We start from the raw sequence: 19,712 nt of genomic DNA on the forward strand, positions 1-19,712 counted from the left end.
GTCCGGTTCGTGGTTGACTGGCGCGTATGGCCCTGTACCCGTGCCCGTCCGCCCAGGCGCCGCTGTGACCGCCGAGCCGACCGCGGGCGTCCGGCCGCGTAACCGCAAGCAGCTCATCGTCGAAGCGGCCGGCCGGGTGTTCAGCGAGCGCGGTTATCACGCGGCGGCGATGGAGGAGATCGCGGTGGGCGTCGGCATCACCGCGGCGGCCCTGTACCGGCATTTCCCGAACAAGTACGCGTTGTTCGCGGAGTGCGCGAACGTCATGGCGGACCGGCTCGTCGAAGCGGTCGACGATGTGCCTCGCGACGCGGCCTTGACGGACGTGCTCGCGGCGGCCACCCGCGTCACCGTCACCCATCGTGCTTCGGGCGGCGTGCACCGCTGGGAGGCCCGGTACCTCAACCGCGAGGACCGGCGGCTGCTCAGGGCGAAGTTCGCGCACGTCGTCGACAGGGTGACCGAGGCGATGGGCCTCGAGCACCCGTCACCCGAGGAGCATCTGCGGGCTGTCGCGGCCCTCGGTGCCATCGGGTCCATCACGATGCATCACACGTCGATCGCCCAGCGCCGGGTCGAAGATCTGCTGCTGGCGTCCGCGCTGCGCGTGATCGCGACCGACCCCGCCGCGGGCATCGGGGACGCGCGGTTCGTCGAGCTGCCGGCCCAGCCCGTGGCACGCACCCGGCGCGCGGAGATCCTCGAAGCCGCCATCCCGCTGTTCGAAAAAGACGGGTTCGCCAATGTCACGAACGGCCGGATAGCCGAGGCCGTGGGGCTGGTCCCGTCCGCGCTGTACCGCTATTTCCCCGGCAAGGCCGACATCCTGGCGGCGGCCTGTCTGCAGGCGGCGGCCGTGCTGGCGCAGGCGGTGGAACAGAACCTTCGCGGGGTGGCCGACCCGCACGACGCCCTCGTCGCGCTCACGGCGACTTACGTGGCCTACAGCTTCGAGCGCACCGCGCTGACCAGCGTCGCGAACGCGGAGCTGGTCGGCTTGCCTGCCGCGTTGCAGCGCCCGTTGGTCGTGGCGCAGCGGGAACACATCGCTGTCTGGGAACAGCAACTGCGCTCGGCCCGCCCGGACCTCGATTCCCGCCAGGCCCGAGTCCTGGTGCACGCCGGTTTCGGCGTCGTGGTCGAGGCCGGACGCCGCTTGCGGTGGCACGACACTCCCGGCAACCGGGCCGCTGTCGGGTCGTTACTCGTTGGCGCGCTTGGTCTTTAGGGTTCGGTCGCCGCCGTGACCACCGGCCTTGGAAAGGCGTAGAACCGCACCGCCACCTCACGCGCGCCGGGGGCCGGGCGGCGCCCGCAGTACCGGGCGAGCAGCTCCATGTACTCCGCCTCGAACGCCCGCAGCTCCGCATCCGTCAGCCGGGCCGCGGCGCGTGATGCCTTGCCCCACGGGCCGAACTCGTCGCGATGGTCCGCCGCCCAGGACAGCAACTTCAGTTCCCGCGCGTACTTGTCCTCCAGGTACTTCGTCACTCGCGCCCGCTGCGGCCCGGTGTACTCGGCCGGGCTCGGCTCGCGCAGGTCCACCGGAAGCGCGCGCCACCGGGCGTTCCGCCGCCGCGCGAAACCCGCCGCGGCCAAGGTTTCCAGGCACCGCTGGATTTCCGTCTCCGCACGGCCGGTCCGCGCGGCCAGTTCCGCCGTGGTGGCAGGCAGTTCGCGCATCAGCTCCTGGTACCGCGCGTCCCCGGCCAGCTCGATGTCCCGCAGCGTCACCACACGCCGCCGCAGGTCGCCGGTGAGCAAGCGCCGGGCGGCCAGCAACAGGAAAACCGCGAGCGGGAGCTCTGCGAACACCGCCAGCCCGACGCTCGTCCAACGGTCGGACGAGCCCCAGTCGAGCAGCACGTCGAACCAGGCGTCGCAGCACAGCAAGGCCGCCGTGGCCGCCAGCAACGGCACCGCGGCGCGCCGTCGTCGCAGGCCCAGCCACGCCGCGCCCGCGAAACACGCCATCAGCGCCACGTCGAAGCCGACCCACGCCGTTCGCCACTGGCCCGTGTCGTAGCGATCAGGCAGCGTATGCGCGAGGTAGACGATCCAGGGCACGAGCACCACCGCCGCGCCGCCGAGGAACACGAGCACCAAGCGTCTGATCACGAACCGACGCTAACGAGCGGGCACGCCCGCGGCATCGGGGATTTTCCCTGGAAGAATGGCACAATGATCGCCAAGGCTCCCAGCGAACCGGTCGACGTCCCGCCGATAGTCACCCGGCTCGCGCGCGGGGAACCGGTGGAAACGGTGTGGCGCAACGAACTCGGCGGCCTGACTTTCCGGATCGGCGCGCGGTTCGTGAAGTGGATGCCTGTGGGCGACTTCAGCGCCGAAGTGGTGCGCCTGCGCTGGGCGGCCCATTTCACACCTGTGCCGCGCGTCCTCGGCCACGGCAGCGACGGCACCGGCTCGTGGCTCCTCACCGCGGGACTGCCCGGCCGCTCCGCCGTCGACGAGCGCTGGCTGCGTGACCCCGCCACCGCCGTCCGCGGCATCGGCGCCGGGCTGCGCGCCCTGCACGACGCGCTGCCGGTCCAGGGCTGCCCGTTCGACTGGTCGGCCGGACAGCGCATCAAACGCGTCGAAAGCCTGACCCCCAGGGACATCCCGCCTGTCGACGAGCTGGTCGTCTGCCACGGCGACGCCTGCGCCCCCAACACGCTGCTCGCCGGCGACGGCACCTGCACCGGGCACGTGGACCTCGGCGCACTCGGGCTCGGCGACCGCTGGGCCGACCTCGCCATCGCCACCTGGAGCACCCAGTGGAACTACGGCCCGGGCTGGGAGGGACCGCTGCTGGAGGCGTACGGCGTGGCGCGGGATGAGGAGCGCATCGGGTTCTACCGGCGCCTGTGGGAGCTGTCCGGCTGAGCGGTTCACCCGGCCGGCCAGGCCACGCACGGGTCAGTGCGCCAGGTCGAACCACCGGTGGGGAATCGACCAGTCGACATCCCCGGCCGCTTCGGCCTCGGCCTCTTCCCGCGCTCTGAGATACTCGGGATAGAGCTGCGCCGAGCCGCCGTTCAAGCAGCCCGTGATGATCAGCCCACGGACGAAATGTTGCCACAGGGCGGACATCGCGCTGCGTCGCGGCATGGAGCACCTCCCAGCCCGGCACCGTTGCCGACCGTGATCAACCATACGAGGGAGCAGCCGCGACGCACAGGGTTTCCGGGCCGGATTGCCCGGATGGGGTAACGCCACCCGGCGGCCCGGTCCACGCGCCAGACCCTCCAAAGTGGACAGCTCCCTGGACCGGCCAGGGTGAGGGGGCGGTCGCCCCCTCACCCTGGTTCGGTCAGAGCCCGGTCAGCAGCTGCCGCATCTCGGCGATCTCCGCCGTCTGACTGTCACTGATCCGCCGCGCCAAGGCCTTGGCATCGGCGTCGGCCCCATCCGCCAGCTCGGTTTCGGCCATGTCGACCGCGCCCTGGTGATGGGCAACCATCATCTGCAGGAACATCCTGTCGAACTCGGTTCCACCGGCCTGCCGCAGTTTCCCCATGTCCGCGTCGCTCATCATGCCGGGCATCGAGCCGCCCGGCGCGACGCCCCACTCGGTGAGCCAGCCGGTCATCTGCTGGATCTCGGGGCCCTGGGCCCGCTCGATACGGCCGGCGAGGTCCTTCACCCGCGCGTTCGAGGCCCGCGCGGTGGCGAGCTGTGCCATCGCCACGGCCTGCCGGTGGTGCGGGATCATTTCCTGGACGAAGGTGACGTCCGCGGCGTTGTGCGCGCCCGGCTGTGCCGCCGCGGTCGCACTGCTGCTCATGGCCATGCCGGACATGGAGTCGTTACCGCCGCAGCCGGCGAGGAGCAGCCCGGCGATGGCCAAGGCGGTACCCACGATTGTCTTGCGCATGCTGATCTTCCTTCGATGAGAGGTGTGCGATGCCTGCGAAAGCAGGTCACCTCACAGCCGCAACACGCACACCGAAGCAAGAAGGGAACGGCCCGCCAGGGTGTTCGGCCGGTCCGGCGCCCGTGGAGCCGGCAACCTCCGCACGCCCGGGCCGCGGGCGAAACCGGCGGCGAAAACCAGCAACAGGAGCAGGGCGCCCAAAGCGAACTGGCCGAGGATCGCCAGGCACTCGTGCAGCATGGCGCCCATCCCGTCGGCGTCCGGCGGCGACGCCGCCGGCATGACCACCGCCGCCCCGCCGTGCATCCCGGAACCGTCCTGCGCGGCCGGCGCGTGGTGCATCAAGATCAGGCCCAGCGCGACGACGGCGAGCAGCAACCATCGCACCAGCTGGCTGTGCCCGGTCCTGCTCACGCGCCCCACGATATCGGATTTCCGGTGCGACAACGGAGTGCGCTATCCCGATCCCTGCCCCGCGACGTGGGCCTGTTCGCGGCGGGCGGCTGTGGCGCGGGCGTCGTCGACGCGGCTGATCTCGGGGTCGTCGGTGCCGGTGTGGTGTTCGGTGGTGTAGAAGCGGATCTCGTGGCCGTCGGGGTCGTGCGTCTCCGGCAGGATCCAGCCGATCGTCGCGAAACGCACGCCGGCGTGCGTGTCACCGAAGCCGGTCAGCCGCTCGGCCAGCACGTCGATCGCCTCCTTGGACGGGACTCCGATCGAGAAGTAGTCGAATCCGGCGGCCGCCCCGGCGCGCGCCGCGTCCAGCCGCAGCGCGAACATCGGGCCGCCGTTGGGGTGGGTCATCACCAGGCCCGTGACCTTGCCGTGCTCGGCGAATTCGGTGCTGACCCGGTAACCCAGCCGCGACTCGTACCACGCGCGAGAGCGGTCGAGGTCGCTGACCGGGAGCTTGAGGTGGTGGACCCCGTCGAGCCGGGGCGCTTCGTCGGCCATGTCTTCCTCCACGGGGAAGAACCGAGAAAATGCAGCGGCACTGCACTGATGCAGTTATCATGCATCTTGTGAGTGATGCCGTCAATCCCCGGCCGACCGGTCTGCGTGCGGCCCGCGTCGCCGAGACCGAGCAACGGATCCTCGCCGCGGCCCGGGATCTGTTCGTTCGCAACGGTTACGCCGCGACCACGCTGGCCGCGATCGCCGACGCCGCCAGGGTCGGGCACCGCACCGTCTACGTCCGCTTCGACACCAAGGCGGATTTGCTCAAGCGGGTCGTGGACGTCGCGGTGGTCGGCGACACCGAGCGCATCGACCTGCACAGCCGCGACTGGTACCGGCAAGCGCTGGCCGCCCCCACCGTCGCCGAGCGCCTTGACCGGCTCGCGGACGGCACCGCCGCCCTGATGGCCCGCGCCGGTGACGTTTTCGCGGTCGCACAGCAGGCCGAGCCCGTCGAGCCGGTCATCGCGGACGCAGCCAAGGCCGGGCGCGCGGCGACTCGCGACTCGATGCGCGCCTTCTTCACCAAGATGCACAGCGACCGGCTCCTCCCACCGACAGCCGATCTGGAGTGGCTGTGCGACACCGCGGGCGCGCTGGCTCATGCCCAGACCTACCTGCTGATCCGCGAGACGCTCGGCCTGGAACCCGACCGGTACCGCAAGTGGCTCCGCACGACGTGGCAGCGCCTCATCGCGGCGGCGTCCGCGGGTACGGCCCTCGCCGAGCCCGGCGACACCAGGGTCAGGGAGTGGCGAGGCGGCGTTCACCGGTCGTCGTGAGCTCGGCGAGCAGGCGGCCGATTTCGGGCAGATACTGGAAGCGCCGCGCGGAAAACCCGGTGCCGGCCACCACCGGGCCTGCCCGGTCCAGCACGAAACCGGACGTCACCGCATACCTGCCCTCAGCAGGCATCGCGGTATCCGGATCCGTACCCGGCAGCCATTCCTGCGCGTAACGCCGCAACGCGCGCAGCCGCGCGGAGCCGGTCACGACATCAGCTTCGCCCGCGCCCGGAACCAAAAACCCGGTTCCGATGCCGCCGGGCGACGGGATTCCCCTGACGTCGCCGGGATATCCGCCCACCGCCCGGGTCGTCCAGTCCAGGGCGTGCAGGAAAACCGGCCATTCCTCGCGCGCGACGGGAAAGCGCATGGTCTGCTCCCGCCGGACCCGCGGCACCGGAACTCGCAGCAGACCTCCGGCCAGTTCGCCGGTCCACGGCCCGGCCGCGACCACAGCCCGGCGTGCGCGGTACGTCCGGCTGCCGGTGCGCACTTCGACGGCATCGGGGCCGCGCACCTCGATGCGACGCACCGGCTCGCCGTAGCGAAGCACCGCGCCCGCACGCACGGCCGCCCGCCGCAGCGCCCGCACAGCCGCGCCCGGGTCGAGTCGCCCGGTCAGCGGATGCGTGAAAACCCTTTCGCCGTAACGGATCCCGGGCCACCGTTCCGCTGCCTCAGCGGCCGGTATCCACCGGCCCGGCGAGCCGACCGCGTCCGCCGTCCAGGCCAGCAGGTCCAGCGCCGAGGTGCTCCCGTGTGCGACGCCGCCGGTCAGTTCGAGCACCCGGGACGAGGTGTCCCGCTCCAGCTCGCGCCACTCGGGCAGGCATCGCAACGCCAGGTCACCACCGGCGAGCTCACCGCCCGCCACTTGGAACACCGAGGCCGACCATGGCGCCGCCGGAGCCCGATCGGCCGTCCGCGCTTCGAGCACGAGCACGTCGGCTCCGTCCTCGGCGAGCCGCCAAGCCGTGGCCGAGCCGGTGCCACCGGCACCCACGACGACGACGTCGACCTCACGCCCGGCCACCCTCAGCACACCCTTTCCCCAGTTCGTGTCGCACAGCATGCGCCGCCCGGCCGCCGCGCGGCCACCGGGTCCACATCGTGAACGCGGGCCCGTCAGTCCTCAGTGGACGATGCGGGCGTCGGCGCGGCGGCCGCGAAATGGCCGCGCAGCGTCTCGGTCTCGTACTCGTGCCGGTACAGACCCCGCTTGCGCAGGATGGGCACGAGCTCGTCGGCGATCACCGCGAGCCCGTCGATCAGGACGTCCGGCTGGAGGTTGAAGCCGTCGATCGCGCCGGCGTGGAACCAGTCCTCGATGTGGTCGGCCAGCTGCTCCGGGGTGCCGACGAACCCCGCGTGGCCGGAGCCGGTGTAGCGGGTTTGCCTGAGGTATTCGCGCACGGTGGGGTTGCTCCGCCGGATCTGCGCGACGATCGACTCACGGAACCCCATGCTGCCCTGGAAGGTCTGGGGATCGGCCGGAGCGGCGAGAACCTCCTCGGGGAACGGTTCGTCGAGTTCGAGTTTCGAGGCGTCGTAGCCGATCGACTGCGAAAGCCAGTGCACCGAATAGGCGGCGGGGCCCGCGTCATGGAGTTCGTCGCTGCGCCGGCGTGCTTCCTCCTCGGTGCTGCCAAGGCTGAGCAGCAGCCCGGGCAGGATCTTGACGTCATCGGGCGAGCGCCCGCTGTCCCGCGCGAGGCGTTTCACCAGACGGTAGTGCTCGACGGCCTTGGCCTTGGTCAGTTCGGCCGCGAACACCCCTTCGGCGACCCGGCCGGCGAGCGCCCGGCCCTTGGGCGAGCCGCCCGCCTGGAGCAGCACCGGATGGCCCTGCCGCGACGGTGGCACGCGAAGCCGGCCGTCGATGTCGAAGAACTCCTTGTGGTGGCTGATGTCCTGGCCGGTGGCGGCCGAGTCCCACAGGGCGCGGACGACGTCGACGAACTCCGAGGCGCGGTCGTACCGGTCGTCGCGCAGCGGCACGTCCGGCAGTCCGAAGTTCCTCGCGGCCGCCGCCCCGCGTGTGGTCACGATGTTCCAGCCCGCGCGACCGCCGGAGAGGGTGTCCCACGACAGCAGGCGTTCGGCGAGTTCGAACGGGTCGTTGAACGTGGTGGACGCGGTCGCCACCATCCCGACCCGTTCGGTCGCGGCGGCGACGTAGCCCCAGTTCACGGTGGGTTCGAGGCGGATCGGGTTCGCGTCGTAGGCCGGGTCGCCCAGCTGCGGGCCGTCGGCGAGGAAGATCGCGTCGAGTGTGCCCCGTTCGGCGGTCCGGCCGATCGTGGCCCAGTATTCCGGGTCCGCGAAGGAGTCCTTCGTCAGCAGCGGTGACTGCCAGGCGGCCGGGAGATACCCGAGGACGAGTACGTTGATCCCGAGGATCACGTGTCCCGCGCGGCGCTCGGTCATGGCTTGCTCCTCACAACGACGGCTGGGGCTGGGGTACGGGGAAGGCCGGGCGCCCGCCCGGCCTGCGCGGCGGGGCCGCGAGCCCGAGCGCCGAGCGCAGCGGCTCACCCGGCCTTATCGGGCGAAACCCTTGGGACAGCAGGGTTTCCGCCGCACTCAGTACCTCACCGACCGAGTGCCCGGGCTCGGCTCGCAGGACAACGCCGGTGACGTCGCGCGGTGGCTGCCGGTCCAGCGGGACGACCACCACCGAGGCGCCGCCGAGGACCAGGTCGGCCGGCGGGGCGTCCGGGCCGTACCAAGCGATCACCGACGCACCCGTCGGTGGTTCCGGAGCGTTCAGCGGTCCGGCGATGGCAAACTCACCGGCCAGATCGACGTGCACGATTTCGTTCGAGCGCACCAGAATCCCGGTCTCGCGGTCGCCGACGACCGAGTCGTACGGCCAGCTCTGCTCCAGCGCACGGACGGCTTCAACGGCCGCACGGGCACGGGCCGCGCTCGATTCGCCCGGGGCATACGCGTCCCGGACGCCGGCGAGCAGACCGCTGCGGCCGCGCGAAAGATGGCCGAGCGAGGCGACCCGGCGTGCCAGGTTGTAGGGGTGGTCGCGCTGCGGGCTCGCCGCGATCAGGAACCGCCCGCCCGTCGTGCGCCCGGCCAGGACGGCACCGGCCGCACTGCTGTCCACAGTGGACCCCGCGGGCGGGCTCCCGTCGACCCGGTCGATGCCCAGGACGGTGAACGCCAGCGGCAGCGCGTCCCAGCGGGCGAGCAGCTCGCGGCTGCCGGTCAATTCCGTGAGGTGCGTCCCGGCCAGGCCGAGCGCGAGGTACGGGGCCGTCATCGGTTTCCCTTCCCGGCGGTGCTCAGCGGAGCACGCCATCCGATCGCCGGCCCGATTCCGGTGGCCAGCGGGTCCGTGGCGACGCGTTCGGCGATGTCGTCCGGCCGCGCGCGTTGGTGCGCTTCGAGACAGGCCCGGGCTTTCGGTGCCTGGCCGGTGTCCGCGGGGTCGAAGAACGCACCCTGCCGCAGCCCGTCCCCGCTGCCCCCGGCGGCCGATTCGACACTCGTGGCGGCCTGCCCCAGCTGTCGCCGCACGCACGCGCCCGGCGGACACAGGCGCGGGCCGTCCGGTGCCGGCGGTTTACCTTCGAGCGCGGCATCCGACCGCGCCACTTTCTCGGCGAACACTTCGTGGTGGACCCGGCCGCCGCTCAGCGCGTCGACGACCGCCGCGTCCTCGGCCGGCCGGATCGGATCCTCGAACGGCAAGGTGGTGATCCCCGTCCCGGGCGTGAGGCGCGAAGTCCGGCTCGCCGCCGCGACGAGGAACGGCAGCGGCGACGCGAAGGGACCGTCGGTGTTGTCGGAATGGTGCTGCCCCACCCACACGCTGTCGGTGCCGAGCCGGTCGGCGTAGGCGATCGTGTCGAGCACGTCCTCGTAGCCTCGGGCGACGTCGCCGATGTCCCGGGACGAGGTGCGGAAGTCCAGCGCGAAGCCGATTCCGGGCGGCACGGTCAGTCGCCCTGGCCGCCGCGGCCGAGCGCCGCAAGGTTGGGCACCGGGTCCTTGTCGTTGACCAGCCAGTCCCCGAGGATGCGGGCCTTGTAGACGCGTGGGTTGTGCGAAGCCAGCGTGCGGGCGTTGCGCCAGTGCCGGTCCAGCAGCCTGGTTTCGGACACGCCGGAGGCGCCGAGCGCGTCGAAGATGGTCGTGGTCGCCTGCAATGCGGCCTCGATGATCACCAGTTGTGCTTGTGCGGTGGCGACTTCGGCTTCGAGCACCCGCTGTTTCCTGGCGGTTTCGTCGCCGTCCGCGTGCGCGGTGGCGACGCCGTCCAGCGTGCCGGACGACGTGCGCAGCGCGGCCTTGGCGGCGAAGGCGTGCGCGGAAACCTGGCCGACAACCTGCAGCAGCTGCGCGTCGGCGGTCGGTTCGGGATCCAGGGCCTGCGGGTAGTTGCGGCCACGCGCCTTGAGCGCGGCGATGCCGTCCCGCAGCGCGGCGCGCGTGATTCCGGCCAGTACGGACAGCATCGCGGTCTGGTAGAAGTGCCCCTGGTAGACAAACCTTTCCCCGGCCGGGAAGACATCGCCTTCCTCGGCGGGCACGTCGCGGTAGTTCGCGCTCCCGCTCGCCGTGGTGCGCTGGCCGAAACCGGTCCAGTCGTCGATCAGTTCGACGCCCGGGTCGTCGCGGCGCACCAGCGCGGTCAGCACGCTGTCCCCCTCGCCCTTGCCGATCACGTCGAGCCAGTCGGCGTAGAGGCTGCCGGTGGCGTAGAACTTGGCGCCGTTGACCAGCCACCGGTCGCCGTCCCGGCGCACCGTGGTCTTGAGGGTGGCGAAGGTCCCGTTGTTGGCTTCGGTCCAGCCGCCGCCGACGAACTCGCCGTCGAGGAACCGCTGCAGCCACCGGTCGTTGCCTGCCGACGGGCGCGCGTTGAGCCGGTCTTCGACGAAGGCCAGGTGGTTGCGCCAGATGTGCGCGACGTTGGCGTCCGCCTCGGCGAGGTCGGCGAGCAGGTCGAAGGTCTGTTCCAGCGAAGCGCCGAAACCGCCGTGTTCGACGGGGATGCGCACCCGGCCGAAGCCGGCGTCCTTGAGCAGGCGGACCTGTTCGTGCGGGAAGACGCGCTCTTGCTCACGCTGCACGTTGCCGTCCGCGACCCGGTCGAACACGGGCTGGAAGCGGGCGGAGAGTCCGGCGGCGGTCGCGGTGGCGGGACGCAGGTAGGTCAGTGCGGTGTGTTCTTCGGTCGCGGTCATGATGCCTCTCTGTCGTCGCTGCGGGAATCGATGGGAAGCACGGCCTCCAGTAGTGCGCGGGTGTCCGGATGTCGCTCGGCCGAGAACAGTTCGCCTGCTCCGAACGTCTCCACGAGTGCGCCCTCCCGGAGCACGCCGATGCGGTCGCACAGCGACTCGATGATCGCCAGGTTGTGTCCGATGAGGACATACGTCAGGCCGAGCTTCGCCTTCAGTTCCAGCAGCAGGTCGAAGATGGCGGCCTGGGTGGAGACGTCGAGGGCGGAGGTCGGCTCGTCGAGGATGAGCAGCTCCGGTTCCAGCGCGATGGCACGCGCGATCCCGACCCGCTGGCGCTGCCCGCCGGAGAACTCCCGGGGGTAGCGGCCGGCGTGGCCGGGATGCAGCCCGACGAGCTCGAGCGCGTGCTGCGCCTGCTCGGTCGCTTCCTTGCGGTTGACGGCTTTTCCGAGCCTGCGCAACGGCCGGGCGATCTGTTCCCCGGCGGTGATCCGGGGGTTGAGCGCCGTCGCGGCGTCCTGGAAAACGTATTGGAAGCGCCGCCGCAGGTCACGGGCCTCGCCGAGCTCGGCACCGTCGAAGTGGACCGTGCCGCCGGTGGGCTGGATCAACCCGCCCGCCAGCCGGGCCAGCGTCGACTTCCCGGAGCCGGATTCGCCGATCAGGCCGAAGATCTCGCCACGGCGCACGGTCAGCGACACGTCGTCGACCGCACGGGTCACCGATTTGTGCCGTCCGGTCCCGAACCCGCCGACGGTGAAATCCCTGGACACCGCCCGGAGTTCGAGGATCGGTGTGGCACCCGGCGCAGCGCGGCCGGCGCGCGGATGGCGTCGCCCGATCTCGGGGACCGCCTCGATCAGTGTCCGGGTGTAGGGGTGTTCGGGCGCGTTCAGCACCTGGACCGTGCTGCCCTCCTCGACGATCACCCCGTCTCGCATGACGGCGACCCGGGTGCTGGTGTGCGACACCACCCCGAAGTCGTGCGTGATGAGCAGGACCGCCGTCCTGGTCTCGGCCGCCAGCCCGAGCAGGAGATCGAGGATCTGCTTCTGCACCGTGGCGTCCAGTGCCGTGGTCGGCTCGTCGGCGATCAGCAGCTCCGGGCCGGACAGGCTCGCCAGCGCGATCATCACGCGCTGGCGCATCCCGCCGCTGAGCTCGTGCGGATACGAACGCAGGACCCGGTCCGCCTCGCGCAATCCGACGCGTTCCAGCCAGTCGCGCGCGACCGCGCGAGCCTCCTGGCGCGAAACGCCCAGATGGAGCCGGGCGGTGTCACCGAGCTGGCTGCCGACGGTGAACGACGGATCCAGTGAGGTGACCGGGTTCTGGAAGATCATCCCGATCCCGGCACCGCGGAACACGTTGAGCTGCCGGTCTTTCAGCCCGGTCAGTTCGGTGTCGCCGAATCGGATGCTGCCGCCCGCGATGCGCGCGGTGCGCGGCAGCAGGCCGAGGACGGCGGCGGCGGTGACGCTCTTGCCGGAGCCGGACGCGCCGACGAGCGCGAGAACTTCTCCTTGCCGCACAACGAGATCAGCACCTCGGACCGCGTGCACGGTCGCGCCGGGCAACGTGAAGTCGACGTGGACGCCGCTCACGGTGAGAACCGCTGTCATCTGTGCACCTGCCTGCTCACGGGTTGAGGACATCGCGCAGCCCGTCGCCGAGCCAGTTGAACGCGAGCGCGACGAGGAGGATGGCGGCCGCCGGGAACGTGGCGACGCCGGGATTCCCGGTCACCAGGACCTTGGCGCCCTCGGAGATCATCCGGCCCCAGTCCGCGTCAGGCGGCTGGATGCCGAGGCCGAGCGCGCTCAGGCTCGCGGTGAACACGATGTTGACCCCGACCAGGCTCGTCCCGTAGATCACCACCGACGAAACGAGATTGGGCAGCACCTCGGTGCGAACGACCGCCGCCGGCGACGCGCCCAGCGCGCGGGCCGCCTCCACGTAGTCCTTGTCCCGTTCGATCTTCGCCTCGGCGAACACGATCCGGGCCACGTACGGCACCGCGCCGAACACCACCGTGCCGGTCAGCACCCAGACCCCGGGCTGGACGATCGCGGCGAGCGAGAGGGCGACCAGGATGACCGGGAACGCGAACAGCAGGTCCACGATCCGCATGAGCACCCCGGAGGCGCGGCGGCCGGCGAACGCGCCGAGCAGCCCCAGCACGGTGCCGAGCACGACCGCGACCGTCACCGAAGAGATCGAGACCAGCAGCGCGCCACGGCCGCCGTAGAGCACCCGGCTGAGCACATCCCGGCCCTGATCGTCGGTTCCCAGCAGATGACCGGCGGTGCCGAGCGGCGCCAGCGTGTTCCCGGCGTGCCCGGCGTTCGGATCGTCCGGGGCGAGCCAGGGCGCCGCGACCGACACGAGCACGACGACCGCGAGCACGACGGCGCCGAGCATCGCTTCCCGGTTCCGCACGAACCGGGAAGGGAATGAACGCCGCAGCCGCGGTGGGCCTTCGATCGCCGTCGTCATGCGTCACCCCGGCGCAGTCGTGGGTTGAGCAGATCCAGCAGCACGTCGGTGACCAGGTTGACGAGCACGAACGTGGTGGCGACGAGCAGGATCCCGGACTGGATCACCGGGTAGTCCGAGCCGGCGATCGCGTTCAGCAGCACGCTGCCGATCCCCGGCCAGGAGAAGATCGTCTCGACGAACACCACCCCGGTCAGCACCGAGCCGACGGTCAGCCCGGTGATGTTCACGATCGGCGAGAGGATGTTGCGCCCGATGTGCTTGCCGAGGATCGCCGCGCGCCCGAACCCCTGCGAGCGGTAGGTCCTGATGTAGTCGGACTGTTCGCTCTCGATCACCGCGGCGCGCACGAACCGGGCGATGATCAGCATCGACACCAGCGACGCCGCGAACGCGGGGGCGATCAGGTGCAGCAGCAGGTCACCGAAGCCGCCGTCGCCGCGCAGGTCGTGCATTCCCCCGGCGGGCAGCCATTTCAGCCGCACGGCGGTGAGCCAGATGATGATCAGCCCGAACCAGTAGACCGGCAGGTTGCTGCCGACCTGGACGAACAGCATCACGATCCGGTCGGTCAGCCTGCCGTGCCGGATCCCCGACAGGTAGCCGATCGCGACCCCGAGGACGACGGTGCACGCCGTCGCCCCCGCGATCAGGATCAGCGTGTTGACGAACGCCGGGAACACGATCCCCGAGACCGGGCTGCGGACGCTGAGCGAGATGCCGCCGCCGTTGGTGAACATGTCGCCCAGCCAGCTCAGATACTGCTGCCACGCCGGGCGGTCCAGCCCGTACGCCGCGCGGATCTGCTCGATCTGCCCGGGTGACATCTTCTGGCTCAGCACGTCCTTGACCGGGTCGGCCGGGCCTGCCTGCGCGATGAAGAACACCAGCAGGCTGATCACGAACAGCAGCGGCACGAGGCCGGCCAGCCGCCACAGGATCCGGCGCGCCATGGTCAGTTCGCCACCCAGACCTTGGACAGGTCGTAGTGGTCCTGTTGTGGCCAGACGAATCCGCCGACGCGCGGCGAGACGGCGTAGTACCGGTTGAACGACAGCAACGGGAAGATCGTCGCGTCCTTCGCCCAGGCCTGCGCCGCTGCCTGCCACAGCTCGGTGGACTTCGCGGGGTCGGAGTTGCCCGCCGCCGTGGTGATCGCCTGCACCGTGGCTGCGCTGGTGTCGGAGTACTTGTCCCCGTCGTGCGCGACCACGCTGTACTTGTGCGCGATCTGCACCCAGTTCGCGGCGACGTAGCCCCACTCGCCGAGGTACAGGCCGTCCTCGGGCTTCAGGTTGGCGGTGCGGGTGCCGTAGGTGATCCACTCGAACGACTGCACCGAGGCGTCGATGCCGATCGCCTGCAACGACTGCTGCAGGTACTCCGCCGTGGGCTGGCCCGTGGTGTCCGACAGGATGGTGAACTTCACCTGTCCCGGCTGATAACCCGCGTCCGTCAACAGCTTTTTCGCCGCCGCCGGATCGTAGGGATAATCGACAGCCGACGGGTCGTACGCTTCGTTGCCCTGGTTGACGATCGACGTGGCCGCTTCGGCGTATCCCTTGTAGATGGTCGCGGCCAGCTGCTTGCGGTCCACCGCCTCGATGATCGCCTGCCGGACCCGCTTGTCCCGCAGGAAGGGGTTGGCGAAGTTGTAGCTGTAGTAGATGATCTGTGGCACGCCCTTGTTCTCGGGCATCGAGTAGCCGCCCTTCTCCAAAGTGGACACCGAATCCGGTGGCACCCGGCTGATCAGGTCGACGGCCCCGGTCTGCAGCGCGGCGACCCGGCTCTGGTCGTCGCCGATCGGCTTGAAGATCACCTTGTCCAGATGGGGCCGCGCACCCCAGTAGTCCTGGTTGCGCACCAGCGTGGTGTGGTCGCCGCGGACCCGTTCGGCGAAGGTGAACGGCCCGGTGCCCACGGGATGGTCGGCGAGCCCGTCCTGGCCGTACTTCTTCAGCGCCTCCGGGCTGAAGATGCCCGACGCCGCGTTGCCGCTGTTGGGGATCTGGTGCAGGAAATCGAGGAACGGGTGTTTGAAGGTGTACTGCACGGTGTAGTCGTCGAGCACCTTGAACGACGCGAGGTCCCCGTACACCAGGGACATGGTCGAGGCGCTCACCTTGTCGTAGTACTCGAACGCCGGGTCGGTGAAGCGGCGCACGTTGAACTGCACGGCCTGCGCGTCGAACGGCGTGCCGTCACTGAACTTCACGCCTTTGCGCAGCTGGAAGGTGTAGGTGGTCGCGTCCGGGCTCACCGTCCACGACGTGGCCAGCCTGGGCACGATTTTCGGCACCCCGGTCGGCGACGACAGGTCCTCGTCCACCAGCGTTTCGTAGATGTTGCGGTCGATCCGCCAGGTTTCCCAGGAATACTGCCGGTTCGGGTCGAACTGCGTGACCTCCTGGTACTGCCCGATGATCAGGGTGCCGCCGTCGCGCGGCTGCGAACCGGCGACGGCGCCGCTGCTCGAGCCGCACCCGGCGAGCAGCAGGACGAGGCTCGTCGCCGCGGCGGTCCACGCGAGGATTCTGCGCTTGTATGAGGCCATGATTCGGGGATTTCTTTCTGCGGGGAGAAAGCGGGGAGACCAGTCCACAACGGACGGTGGCTCCGGCGGCAGCCGCCGGAGCCGGTCACGCCTTTGAATGTAGTACCGCGGACGGATTTTCCTGAGCCTGTTCACGAAGTGGGAACGGGCTCCGGGATGCCGGGAGGCGACCGGAGCGTCCGCCCGGAGTACTCGTGACGGAACAGGCCGCGTCGGCGCCGACTCGGTTCAGAACACTGTGCCGGAGAACGGAAGCACGGCCGTGGTGAACAGCGCGTCCGCGCGCCGGATCGCGTCCGGATCGTGGACGCCGACGCGGCCGGCGGCAGCGAGGTGGCGCCAGCGGGTGCCGCCGAGGTACGCGGCGGCCAGTGTCGCGATGTCGACGTTCAGGTCGGCGGCGGCGTCCGTACGGGTCACGGATTTCGGGCCCACTTCGAAGTTTCCATTGTTGCCGGCAAGCAACGCGTCACGCACACCCAGCACGACGGGATCTTCACCGCCCCGGCTGCGTGCTCGCAGCGCGGCCTCGACATCGACCAGGCGAAGCCATGTCTCGTCACGCGCCGAGCCGAGTTCCACCGCCCTGCGATCGGCGACGGCGAGCGGCAGCGGGTCGTCCAGCGCCAGCGAATCGAAGGCGACCGCGTCGACCAGGTCCAGCGACAGCAGGTGCCGCCACAGTCCGGCCCGCGCGGAATCGTTGAGCGCCACGAAATCGGTCACCGTGACGGTCTTGTCCTGGCTGGCGAACCAGCCGCCGGTCTGCACCGGGTGATAGACCGCGTACCCGTCGTCGGCCCCGTCCGTGCTGTGCACGACCACGTAGTGCGCCACGGTGTCCGACCCGCGGGAGATCTCCTGCAACCGCCACCAGCCCGCCGGGCGCCCGATCGCGCCGGTCCACGAGGCCTGGTCGTAGATGCCGGCCAGCAGCTCGGTGGTGACGGCGCCGTCGACCAGCCGGACCGTGCCGCCCGCGGGAACCTCCGGACGGAGCCCCGCGCGGCGCAGGCTCACCCGCGCCGATTGCGCGGAACTCGCGACGCCGTAACCGAAACGCTCGTAAATGACCGCCTCCGACGCCCGCAGCGACGCCACCACTTCGCCGCGTTCCGCGATGTCCTGCAGCTGCCGGGCGATGAGCCCACTGACGATCCCGCGGCGCCGGTGCGTCGGCAGCACGCCGACGTGAGTCACCGCCGCGTGCGGCACCCGGGCACCACCGGGCACGGCCAGCCAGCTGCCGTACGAGTCGGCCCCGGCGACGACGTCCGCCCCGTCGAGCGCGCCGAGGTAGCGGCCGGGGTCGGTGATCCCGGTGGCGTCGACGTCACGGAACGGCAGGCCGACCATGGCACGCAGGAACACCCGGAACCCGGCGTTGACCTCCCCGGCCGTCGCCAGCGTCCGGATCTCGATTTCCTGTTGCCCTGTCACGGTTTCACTCCGTTCCCGAAGAAGTTCGAAGATGCCCGAGCACGAAGTCGCGGACGGCATCGATGGCTTCGACGTGGTCGACATCGTTGAGCACGTTGTGCAGGCCGTCGCGGATTTCGACGAGCCGCGCGTCTGCCAGCGTGTCCCGCCAGTGCCGCGCGTCCTCGATCGGCGCGAGCGCGTCCCTGGTGCCGTTGACCAGCAGTATCGGCAGGCTCGTGGCGGGGAACGCCGTGGCCAGCTGCCCGGCCGCGGTGGCGAGCGCGGCGGCGGTCACCTCGGGCTGGGGCAGCACGAGCTGGACCAGCGGGTCCTTCTCCAGTTCCTCCAGATAGTCCGGATCCGCCGCCAGCACGGAGATGTCGAACCGGAAACTGTCCCCTGTGGACGGTTCGGCGAGTGCGGTGCGACCGCGCAGGCTCGCGCCGGTGAGCACCGCGCCCGCGAACGGGGCCGGGTTCTTGGTGACCGCCAGCGCGGTCGTCCAGCCGCCGAGTGAGTGCCCGCCGATCACCAGCGGCAGCCCCGGACGGCGCTCGCGCACGATGTCGGCCAGGCTGAGCGCGTCCCTGGCGAGGACGTCGAGGGAGCGCACCACCCCGCGCTCACCGCCGGAGATTCCGTGGCCCTGGTGGTCGATCGCCCACACGTCGATGCCGGCGGCGTTGAGGCGGGACGCCAGCCTGCTGAACTGTCCCGAATGCTCCCCTCCCCCGTGCAGGAACACGAATCCGGCGACGGGCCGGTCCACCTCCCAGGCACGGTAGTAGAGCCGGGCGTCGGGACTGTCGAAGAAAGGCATGGTGATCTCCTCTGTCCTCAGTGGACGTTGGGCCGGCGGATCGCGTCGAGGATGCCGAGCTCGGCAAGCCGTTCCTGCTCCGCGTCCGACAGCGTCTGGATCGAACCCACCCTGGCCGCGACCTCCGGCCGGGTGACGCGCAGCCACAGGAACCGGGCCAGCCCGGCCAGCAGCAGCACGAGGAACACGTACGGCAGGTACCGGTACGCGCCCTCCGGCACCGGGATCAGGTTCTTGTAGATCACGTACACGATTCCGGCGACGGCCAGCACCGAAACGACGAGACTGGCCGGGTTGAGCGCCCTGATCCGGCGCAGCCACAACGGGGTCGCGATCGCCACCAGCAGATAGGCGAACAGATACGCGTAGCTCGACACGATCCCGACGTAGACGTCCCACTGGAACCGGCCGACCGTGTTCACGGTGCCGACCAGCCCGACGACGAACCCGACCAGCCCGACGAGCCCGATCGCGACGTGTGGCGTCCGGAAACGTGGGTGCACCCGGCCGAGCGGCGCCGGGAGCGCGTGCTCGCGGGCGAGGGTGAACAGGCTGCGGGCGCCGGAGTTGACGACCGCCGAGGAGAACACGATCATCGCGGTGCCCAGCGAGAGGTCGACCACATAGGTCACCCAGCTGACGCCGGCGTTCTGCGCGACCACCGGCAGCGGGGTGCTGTCGGTATCGAGTTGGTGCGCGCCTTGGAAACCGAGCACCTCGGGATAGGTGGCGAGCAGGTACAGCACGGCCAGCCCGATCACCAGCCGCAGGATCGCGCGCGGCACGTTGCGGTGCGCGTCCTTGGCTTCGTGCCCGAGTGAGGCGGCGCTTTCGAATCCGGCGTAGGAGCCGACCGCCGTCACCGCGGCGATGAGGGTGCTGCTGTGACCGAGGTGGCCCAAGGTGAACTGGCCGCCGTCGAGGCGCGCGCCGTAGGTGACGTACGAAGCGACGAGGATGATCGCGATCGCCAGCAGCGACACCACTTCGAACCCGAGACCGAACTTCACCGACACGCTCACCCCGCGGAACGGGATGTACAGGGCCGCAGCGGTGGCCAGCACCAGGAGCGCGACCTTGAACACCAGGTGATCGGTGTGCAGGCCGATCTCCTGCAGGAACGCGTTGAAATACAGCACGGCACCGAGTACGCCGCCCGCGGCGAACCCGATGTAGCCGATGATCAGCGCCCATCCGGTGACGAACGCCGCGACCGGCCCGAGACCGTTGCCCGCGTACGTGCCGAGCGAACCGGAGGACACCGTGCGCCGCGCCTGCAGCGCGATCACCGTGGCGACGAGATATACCAGGACACCGCCGACAATGGCCGCCCAGAGCGCGCCCTTGCCGGCGACGAGAAACAGTGAACCCGGCACGCCCGCGATCGCGACGCTGGGCGCGGCGGCGGCGAGTCCCTGGGCGAAGACACCGAGTCCGGACACCTCACCGGCGGGCAGTTCGCCCTGGCGGGTGTCGAGAACGGCGGGAATGGATCTTTCCGTGGTCATGCTGGATCAACCGGACCTTTCGGTGCCAGAACCGAAAAAAGGGAGACCTGACGAGTTTTTCCGGCGCCCCGCCGCCGGCGGGGCCA

The 19,712-nt window shown here is 70.5% G+C and carries 20 protein-coding genes; 3 read left to right on the plus strand and 17 right to left on the minus strand.

The window, feature by feature from the left end; genetic code table 11:
* Positions 1 to 64: 64 nt before the first annotated feature.
* Positions 65 to 1,228, plus strand: coding sequence for a helix-turn-helix domain-containing protein (locus VHD82_RS25515; RefSeq protein WP_325708982.1), 1,164 nt, complete (start codon positions 65 to 67; stop codon positions 1,226 to 1,228).
* Here the strand turns inward: VHD82_RS25515 and VHD82_RS25520 are convergent.
* A complete protein-coding gene (locus VHD82_RS25520) occupies positions 1,225 to 2,118 on the minus strand; it encodes a hypothetical protein (protein ID WP_325708985.1) in 894 nt (297 codons plus the stop codon). The two genes, VHD82_RS25515 and VHD82_RS25520, sit on opposite strands and share 4 nt — an antisense overlap.
* Before the next feature lie 63 nt (positions 2,119 to 2,181).
* Between VHD82_RS25520 and VHD82_RS25525 the strand changes: the two genes are divergently transcribed.
* Positions 2,182 to 2,886 (plus strand): aminoglycoside 3'-phosphotransferase, encoded by a 705-nt coding sequence (locus tag VHD82_RS25525; protein ID WP_325708988.1) that lies wholly within the window; start codon positions 2,182 to 2,184, stop codon positions 2,884 to 2,886.
* A gap of 33 nt (positions 2,887 to 2,919) precedes the next feature.
* Here the strand turns inward: VHD82_RS25525 and VHD82_RS25530 are convergent, their stop codons facing one another.
* The 4 genes from VHD82_RS25530 to VHD82_RS25545 form a co-directional block, all read right to left on the minus strand.
* On the minus strand, positions 2,920 to 3,111 hold the full coding sequence (locus VHD82_RS25530; protein WP_325708991.1) for a hypothetical protein: 192 nt from the start codon (positions 3,109 to 3,111) through the stop codon (positions 2,920 to 2,922).
* A 202-nt stretch (positions 3,112 to 3,313) separates the two neighbouring features.
* Entirely contained in the window at positions 3,314 to 3,877 is a 564-nt protein-coding gene (locus VHD82_RS25535; RefSeq protein WP_325708995.1) for a DUF305 domain-containing protein, read from the minus strand.
* 51 nt (positions 3,878 to 3,928) lie between these two features.
* Positions 3,929 to 4,291, minus strand: a complete 363-nt coding sequence (locus tag VHD82_RS25540) for a hypothetical protein (RefSeq protein WP_325708998.1) — start codon at positions 4,289 to 4,291, stop codon at positions 3,929 to 3,931.
* 42 nt (positions 4,292 to 4,333) lie between these two features.
* Positions 4,334 to 4,831 carry a VOC family protein gene (locus tag VHD82_RS25545; protein WP_325709001.1) on the minus strand — a complete coding sequence of 166 codons (498 nt, stop codon included), beginning with the start codon at positions 4,829 to 4,831 and terminating at the stop codon, positions 4,334 to 4,336.
* A 68-nt stretch (positions 4,832 to 4,899) separates the two neighbouring features.
* On the opposite strand from VHD82_RS25545, the gene VHD82_RS25550 reads away from it, so the two are divergent.
* Positions 4,900 to 5,616, plus strand: coding sequence for a helix-turn-helix domain-containing protein (locus tag VHD82_RS25550; protein WP_325709005.1), 717 nt, complete (start codon positions 4,900 to 4,902; stop codon positions 5,614 to 5,616).
* Here VHD82_RS25550 and VHD82_RS25555 read toward each other — a convergent pair.
* From VHD82_RS25555 to VHD82_RS25610, 12 genes are all read right to left on the minus strand, one after another.
* Positions 5,579 to 6,661, minus strand: a complete 1,083-nt coding sequence (locus tag VHD82_RS25555; RefSeq protein ID WP_325709008.1) for an NAD(P)/FAD-dependent oxidoreductase — start codon at positions 6,659 to 6,661, stop codon at positions 5,579 to 5,581. The genes VHD82_RS25550 and VHD82_RS25555 overlap by 38 nt on opposite strands.
* Positions 6,662 to 6,744: 83 nt before the next feature.
* Positions 6,745 to 8,046, minus strand: coding sequence for an NtaA/DmoA family FMN-dependent monooxygenase (locus tag VHD82_RS25560; protein ID WP_325709012.1), 1,302 nt, complete (start codon positions 8,044 to 8,046; stop codon positions 6,745 to 6,747).
* A gap of 10 nt (positions 8,047 to 8,056) precedes the next feature.
* Positions 8,057 to 8,893: an LLM class flavin-dependent oxidoreductase gene (locus VHD82_RS25565; RefSeq protein WP_325709015.1), complete on the minus strand. Its 837-nt coding sequence runs from the start codon at positions 8,891 to 8,893 to the stop codon at positions 8,057 to 8,059.
* Positions 8,890 to 9,570: an LLM class flavin-dependent oxidoreductase gene (locus VHD82_RS25570; protein WP_325709018.1), complete on the minus strand. Its 681-nt coding sequence runs from the start codon at positions 9,568 to 9,570 to the stop codon at positions 8,890 to 8,892. The genes VHD82_RS25565 and VHD82_RS25570 overlap by 4 nt, the downstream gene beginning before the upstream one ends.
* Before the next feature lie 2 nt (positions 9,571 to 9,572).
* On the minus strand, positions 9,573 to 10,823 hold the full coding sequence (locus VHD82_RS25575; protein ID WP_325709022.1) for an acyl-CoA dehydrogenase family protein: 1,251 nt from the start codon (positions 10,821 to 10,823) through the stop codon (positions 9,573 to 9,575).
* A complete protein-coding gene (gene nikE / locus VHD82_RS25580) occupies positions 10,820 to 12,445 on the minus strand; it encodes an ABC transporter ATP-binding protein (RefSeq protein ID WP_325709024.1) in 1,626 nt (541 codons plus the stop codon). The genes VHD82_RS25575 and nikE overlap by 4 nt, the downstream gene beginning before the upstream one ends.
* 16 nt (positions 12,446 to 12,461) lie before the next feature.
* Positions 12,462 to 13,319 (minus strand): ABC transporter permease, encoded by an 858-nt coding sequence (locus VHD82_RS25585; protein WP_325709026.1) that lies wholly within the window; start codon positions 13,317 to 13,319, stop codon positions 12,462 to 12,464.
* Positions 13,316 to 14,272 carry an ABC transporter permease gene (locus tag VHD82_RS25590; protein ID WP_325709030.1) on the minus strand — a complete coding sequence of 319 codons (957 nt, stop codon included), beginning with the start codon at positions 14,270 to 14,272 and terminating at the stop codon, positions 13,316 to 13,318. Before VHD82_RS25590 ends, VHD82_RS25585 begins: the two co-directional genes overlap by 4 nt.
* A gap of 2 nt (positions 14,273 to 14,274) precedes the next feature.
* The gene (locus VHD82_RS25595; protein WP_325709033.1) at positions 14,275 to 15,876 is read right to left on the minus strand and encodes an ABC transporter substrate-binding protein; all 1,602 of its coding nucleotides are present in this window, start codon (positions 15,874 to 15,876) and stop codon (positions 14,275 to 14,277) included.
* Positions 15,877 to 16,104: 228 nt separating this feature from the next.
* Positions 16,105 to 17,316: a GNAT family N-acetyltransferase gene (locus VHD82_RS25600; protein ID WP_325709036.1), complete on the minus strand. Its 1,212-nt coding sequence runs from the start codon at positions 17,314 to 17,316 to the stop codon at positions 16,105 to 16,107.
* A gap of 4 nt (positions 17,317 to 17,320) precedes the next feature.
* The gene (locus VHD82_RS25605; protein WP_325709039.1) at positions 17,321 to 18,118 is read right to left on the minus strand and encodes an alpha/beta fold hydrolase; all 798 of its coding nucleotides are present in this window, start codon (positions 18,116 to 18,118) and stop codon (positions 17,321 to 17,323) included.
* Between the two features lie 17 nt (positions 18,119 to 18,135).
* On the minus strand, positions 18,136 to 19,626 hold the full coding sequence (locus tag VHD82_RS25610; RefSeq protein WP_325709042.1) for an APC family permease: 1,491 nt from the start codon (positions 19,624 to 19,626) through the stop codon (positions 18,136 to 18,138).
* Between the last annotated feature and the right edge of the window lie 86 nt (positions 19,627 to 19,712).

This window comes from Amycolatopsis sp. (assembly GCF_035546795.1).
Taxonomy (GTDB): domain Bacteria; phylum Actinomycetota; class Actinomycetes; order Mycobacteriales; family Pseudonocardiaceae; genus Amycolatopsis_E.

Bases quoted from the DNA above. Each gene is read 5' to 3' on its own strand.
- nikE (WP_325709024.1), bottom strand. From the start codon at position 12,445: ATGACAGCGGTTCTCACCGTGAGCGGCGTCCACGTCGACTTCACGTTG.
- VHD82_RS25530 (WP_325708991.1), bottom strand. From the start codon at position 3,111: ATGCCGCGACGCAGCGCGATGTCCGCCCTGTGGCAACATTTCGTCCGT.
- VHD82_RS25545 (WP_325709001.1), bottom strand. From the start codon at position 4,831: ATGGCCGACGAAGCGCCCCGGCTCGACGGGGTCCACCACCTCAAGCTC.
- VHD82_RS25525 (WP_325708988.1), top strand. From the start codon at position 2,182: ATGATCGCCAAGGCTCCCAGCGAACCGGTCGACGTCCCGCCGATAGTC.
- VHD82_RS25560 (WP_325709012.1), bottom strand. From the start codon at position 8,046: ATGACCGAGCGCCGCGCGGGACACGTGATCCTCGGGATCAACGTACTC.
- VHD82_RS25585 (WP_325709026.1), bottom strand. From the start codon at position 13,319: ATGACGACGGCGATCGAAGGCCCACCGCGGCTGCGGCGTTCATTCCCT.
- VHD82_RS25605 (WP_325709039.1), bottom strand. From the start codon at position 18,118: ATGCCTTTCTTCGACAGTCCCGACGCCCGGCTCTACTACCGTGCCTGG.
- VHD82_RS25575 (WP_325709022.1), bottom strand. From the start codon at position 10,823: ATGACCGCGACCGAAGAACACACCGCACTGACCTACCTGCGTCCCGCC.
- VHD82_RS25610 (WP_325709042.1), bottom strand. From the start codon at position 19,626: ATGACCACGGAAAGATCCATTCCCGCCGTTCTCGACACCCGCCAGGGC.
- VHD82_RS25590 (WP_325709030.1), bottom strand. From the start codon at position 14,272: ATGGCGCGCCGGATCCTGTGGCGGCTGGCCGGCCTCGTGCCGCTGCTG.
- VHD82_RS25535 (WP_325708995.1), bottom strand. From the start codon at position 3,877: ATGCGCAAGACAATCGTGGGTACCGCCTTGGCCATCGCCGGGCTGCTC.
- VHD82_RS25565 (WP_325709015.1), bottom strand. From the start codon at position 8,893: ATGACGGCCCCGTACCTCGCGCTCGGCCTGGCCGGGACGCACCTCACG.
- VHD82_RS25595 (WP_325709033.1), bottom strand. From the start codon at position 15,876: ATGGCCTCATACAAGCGCAGAATCCTCGCGTGGACCGCCGCGGCGACG.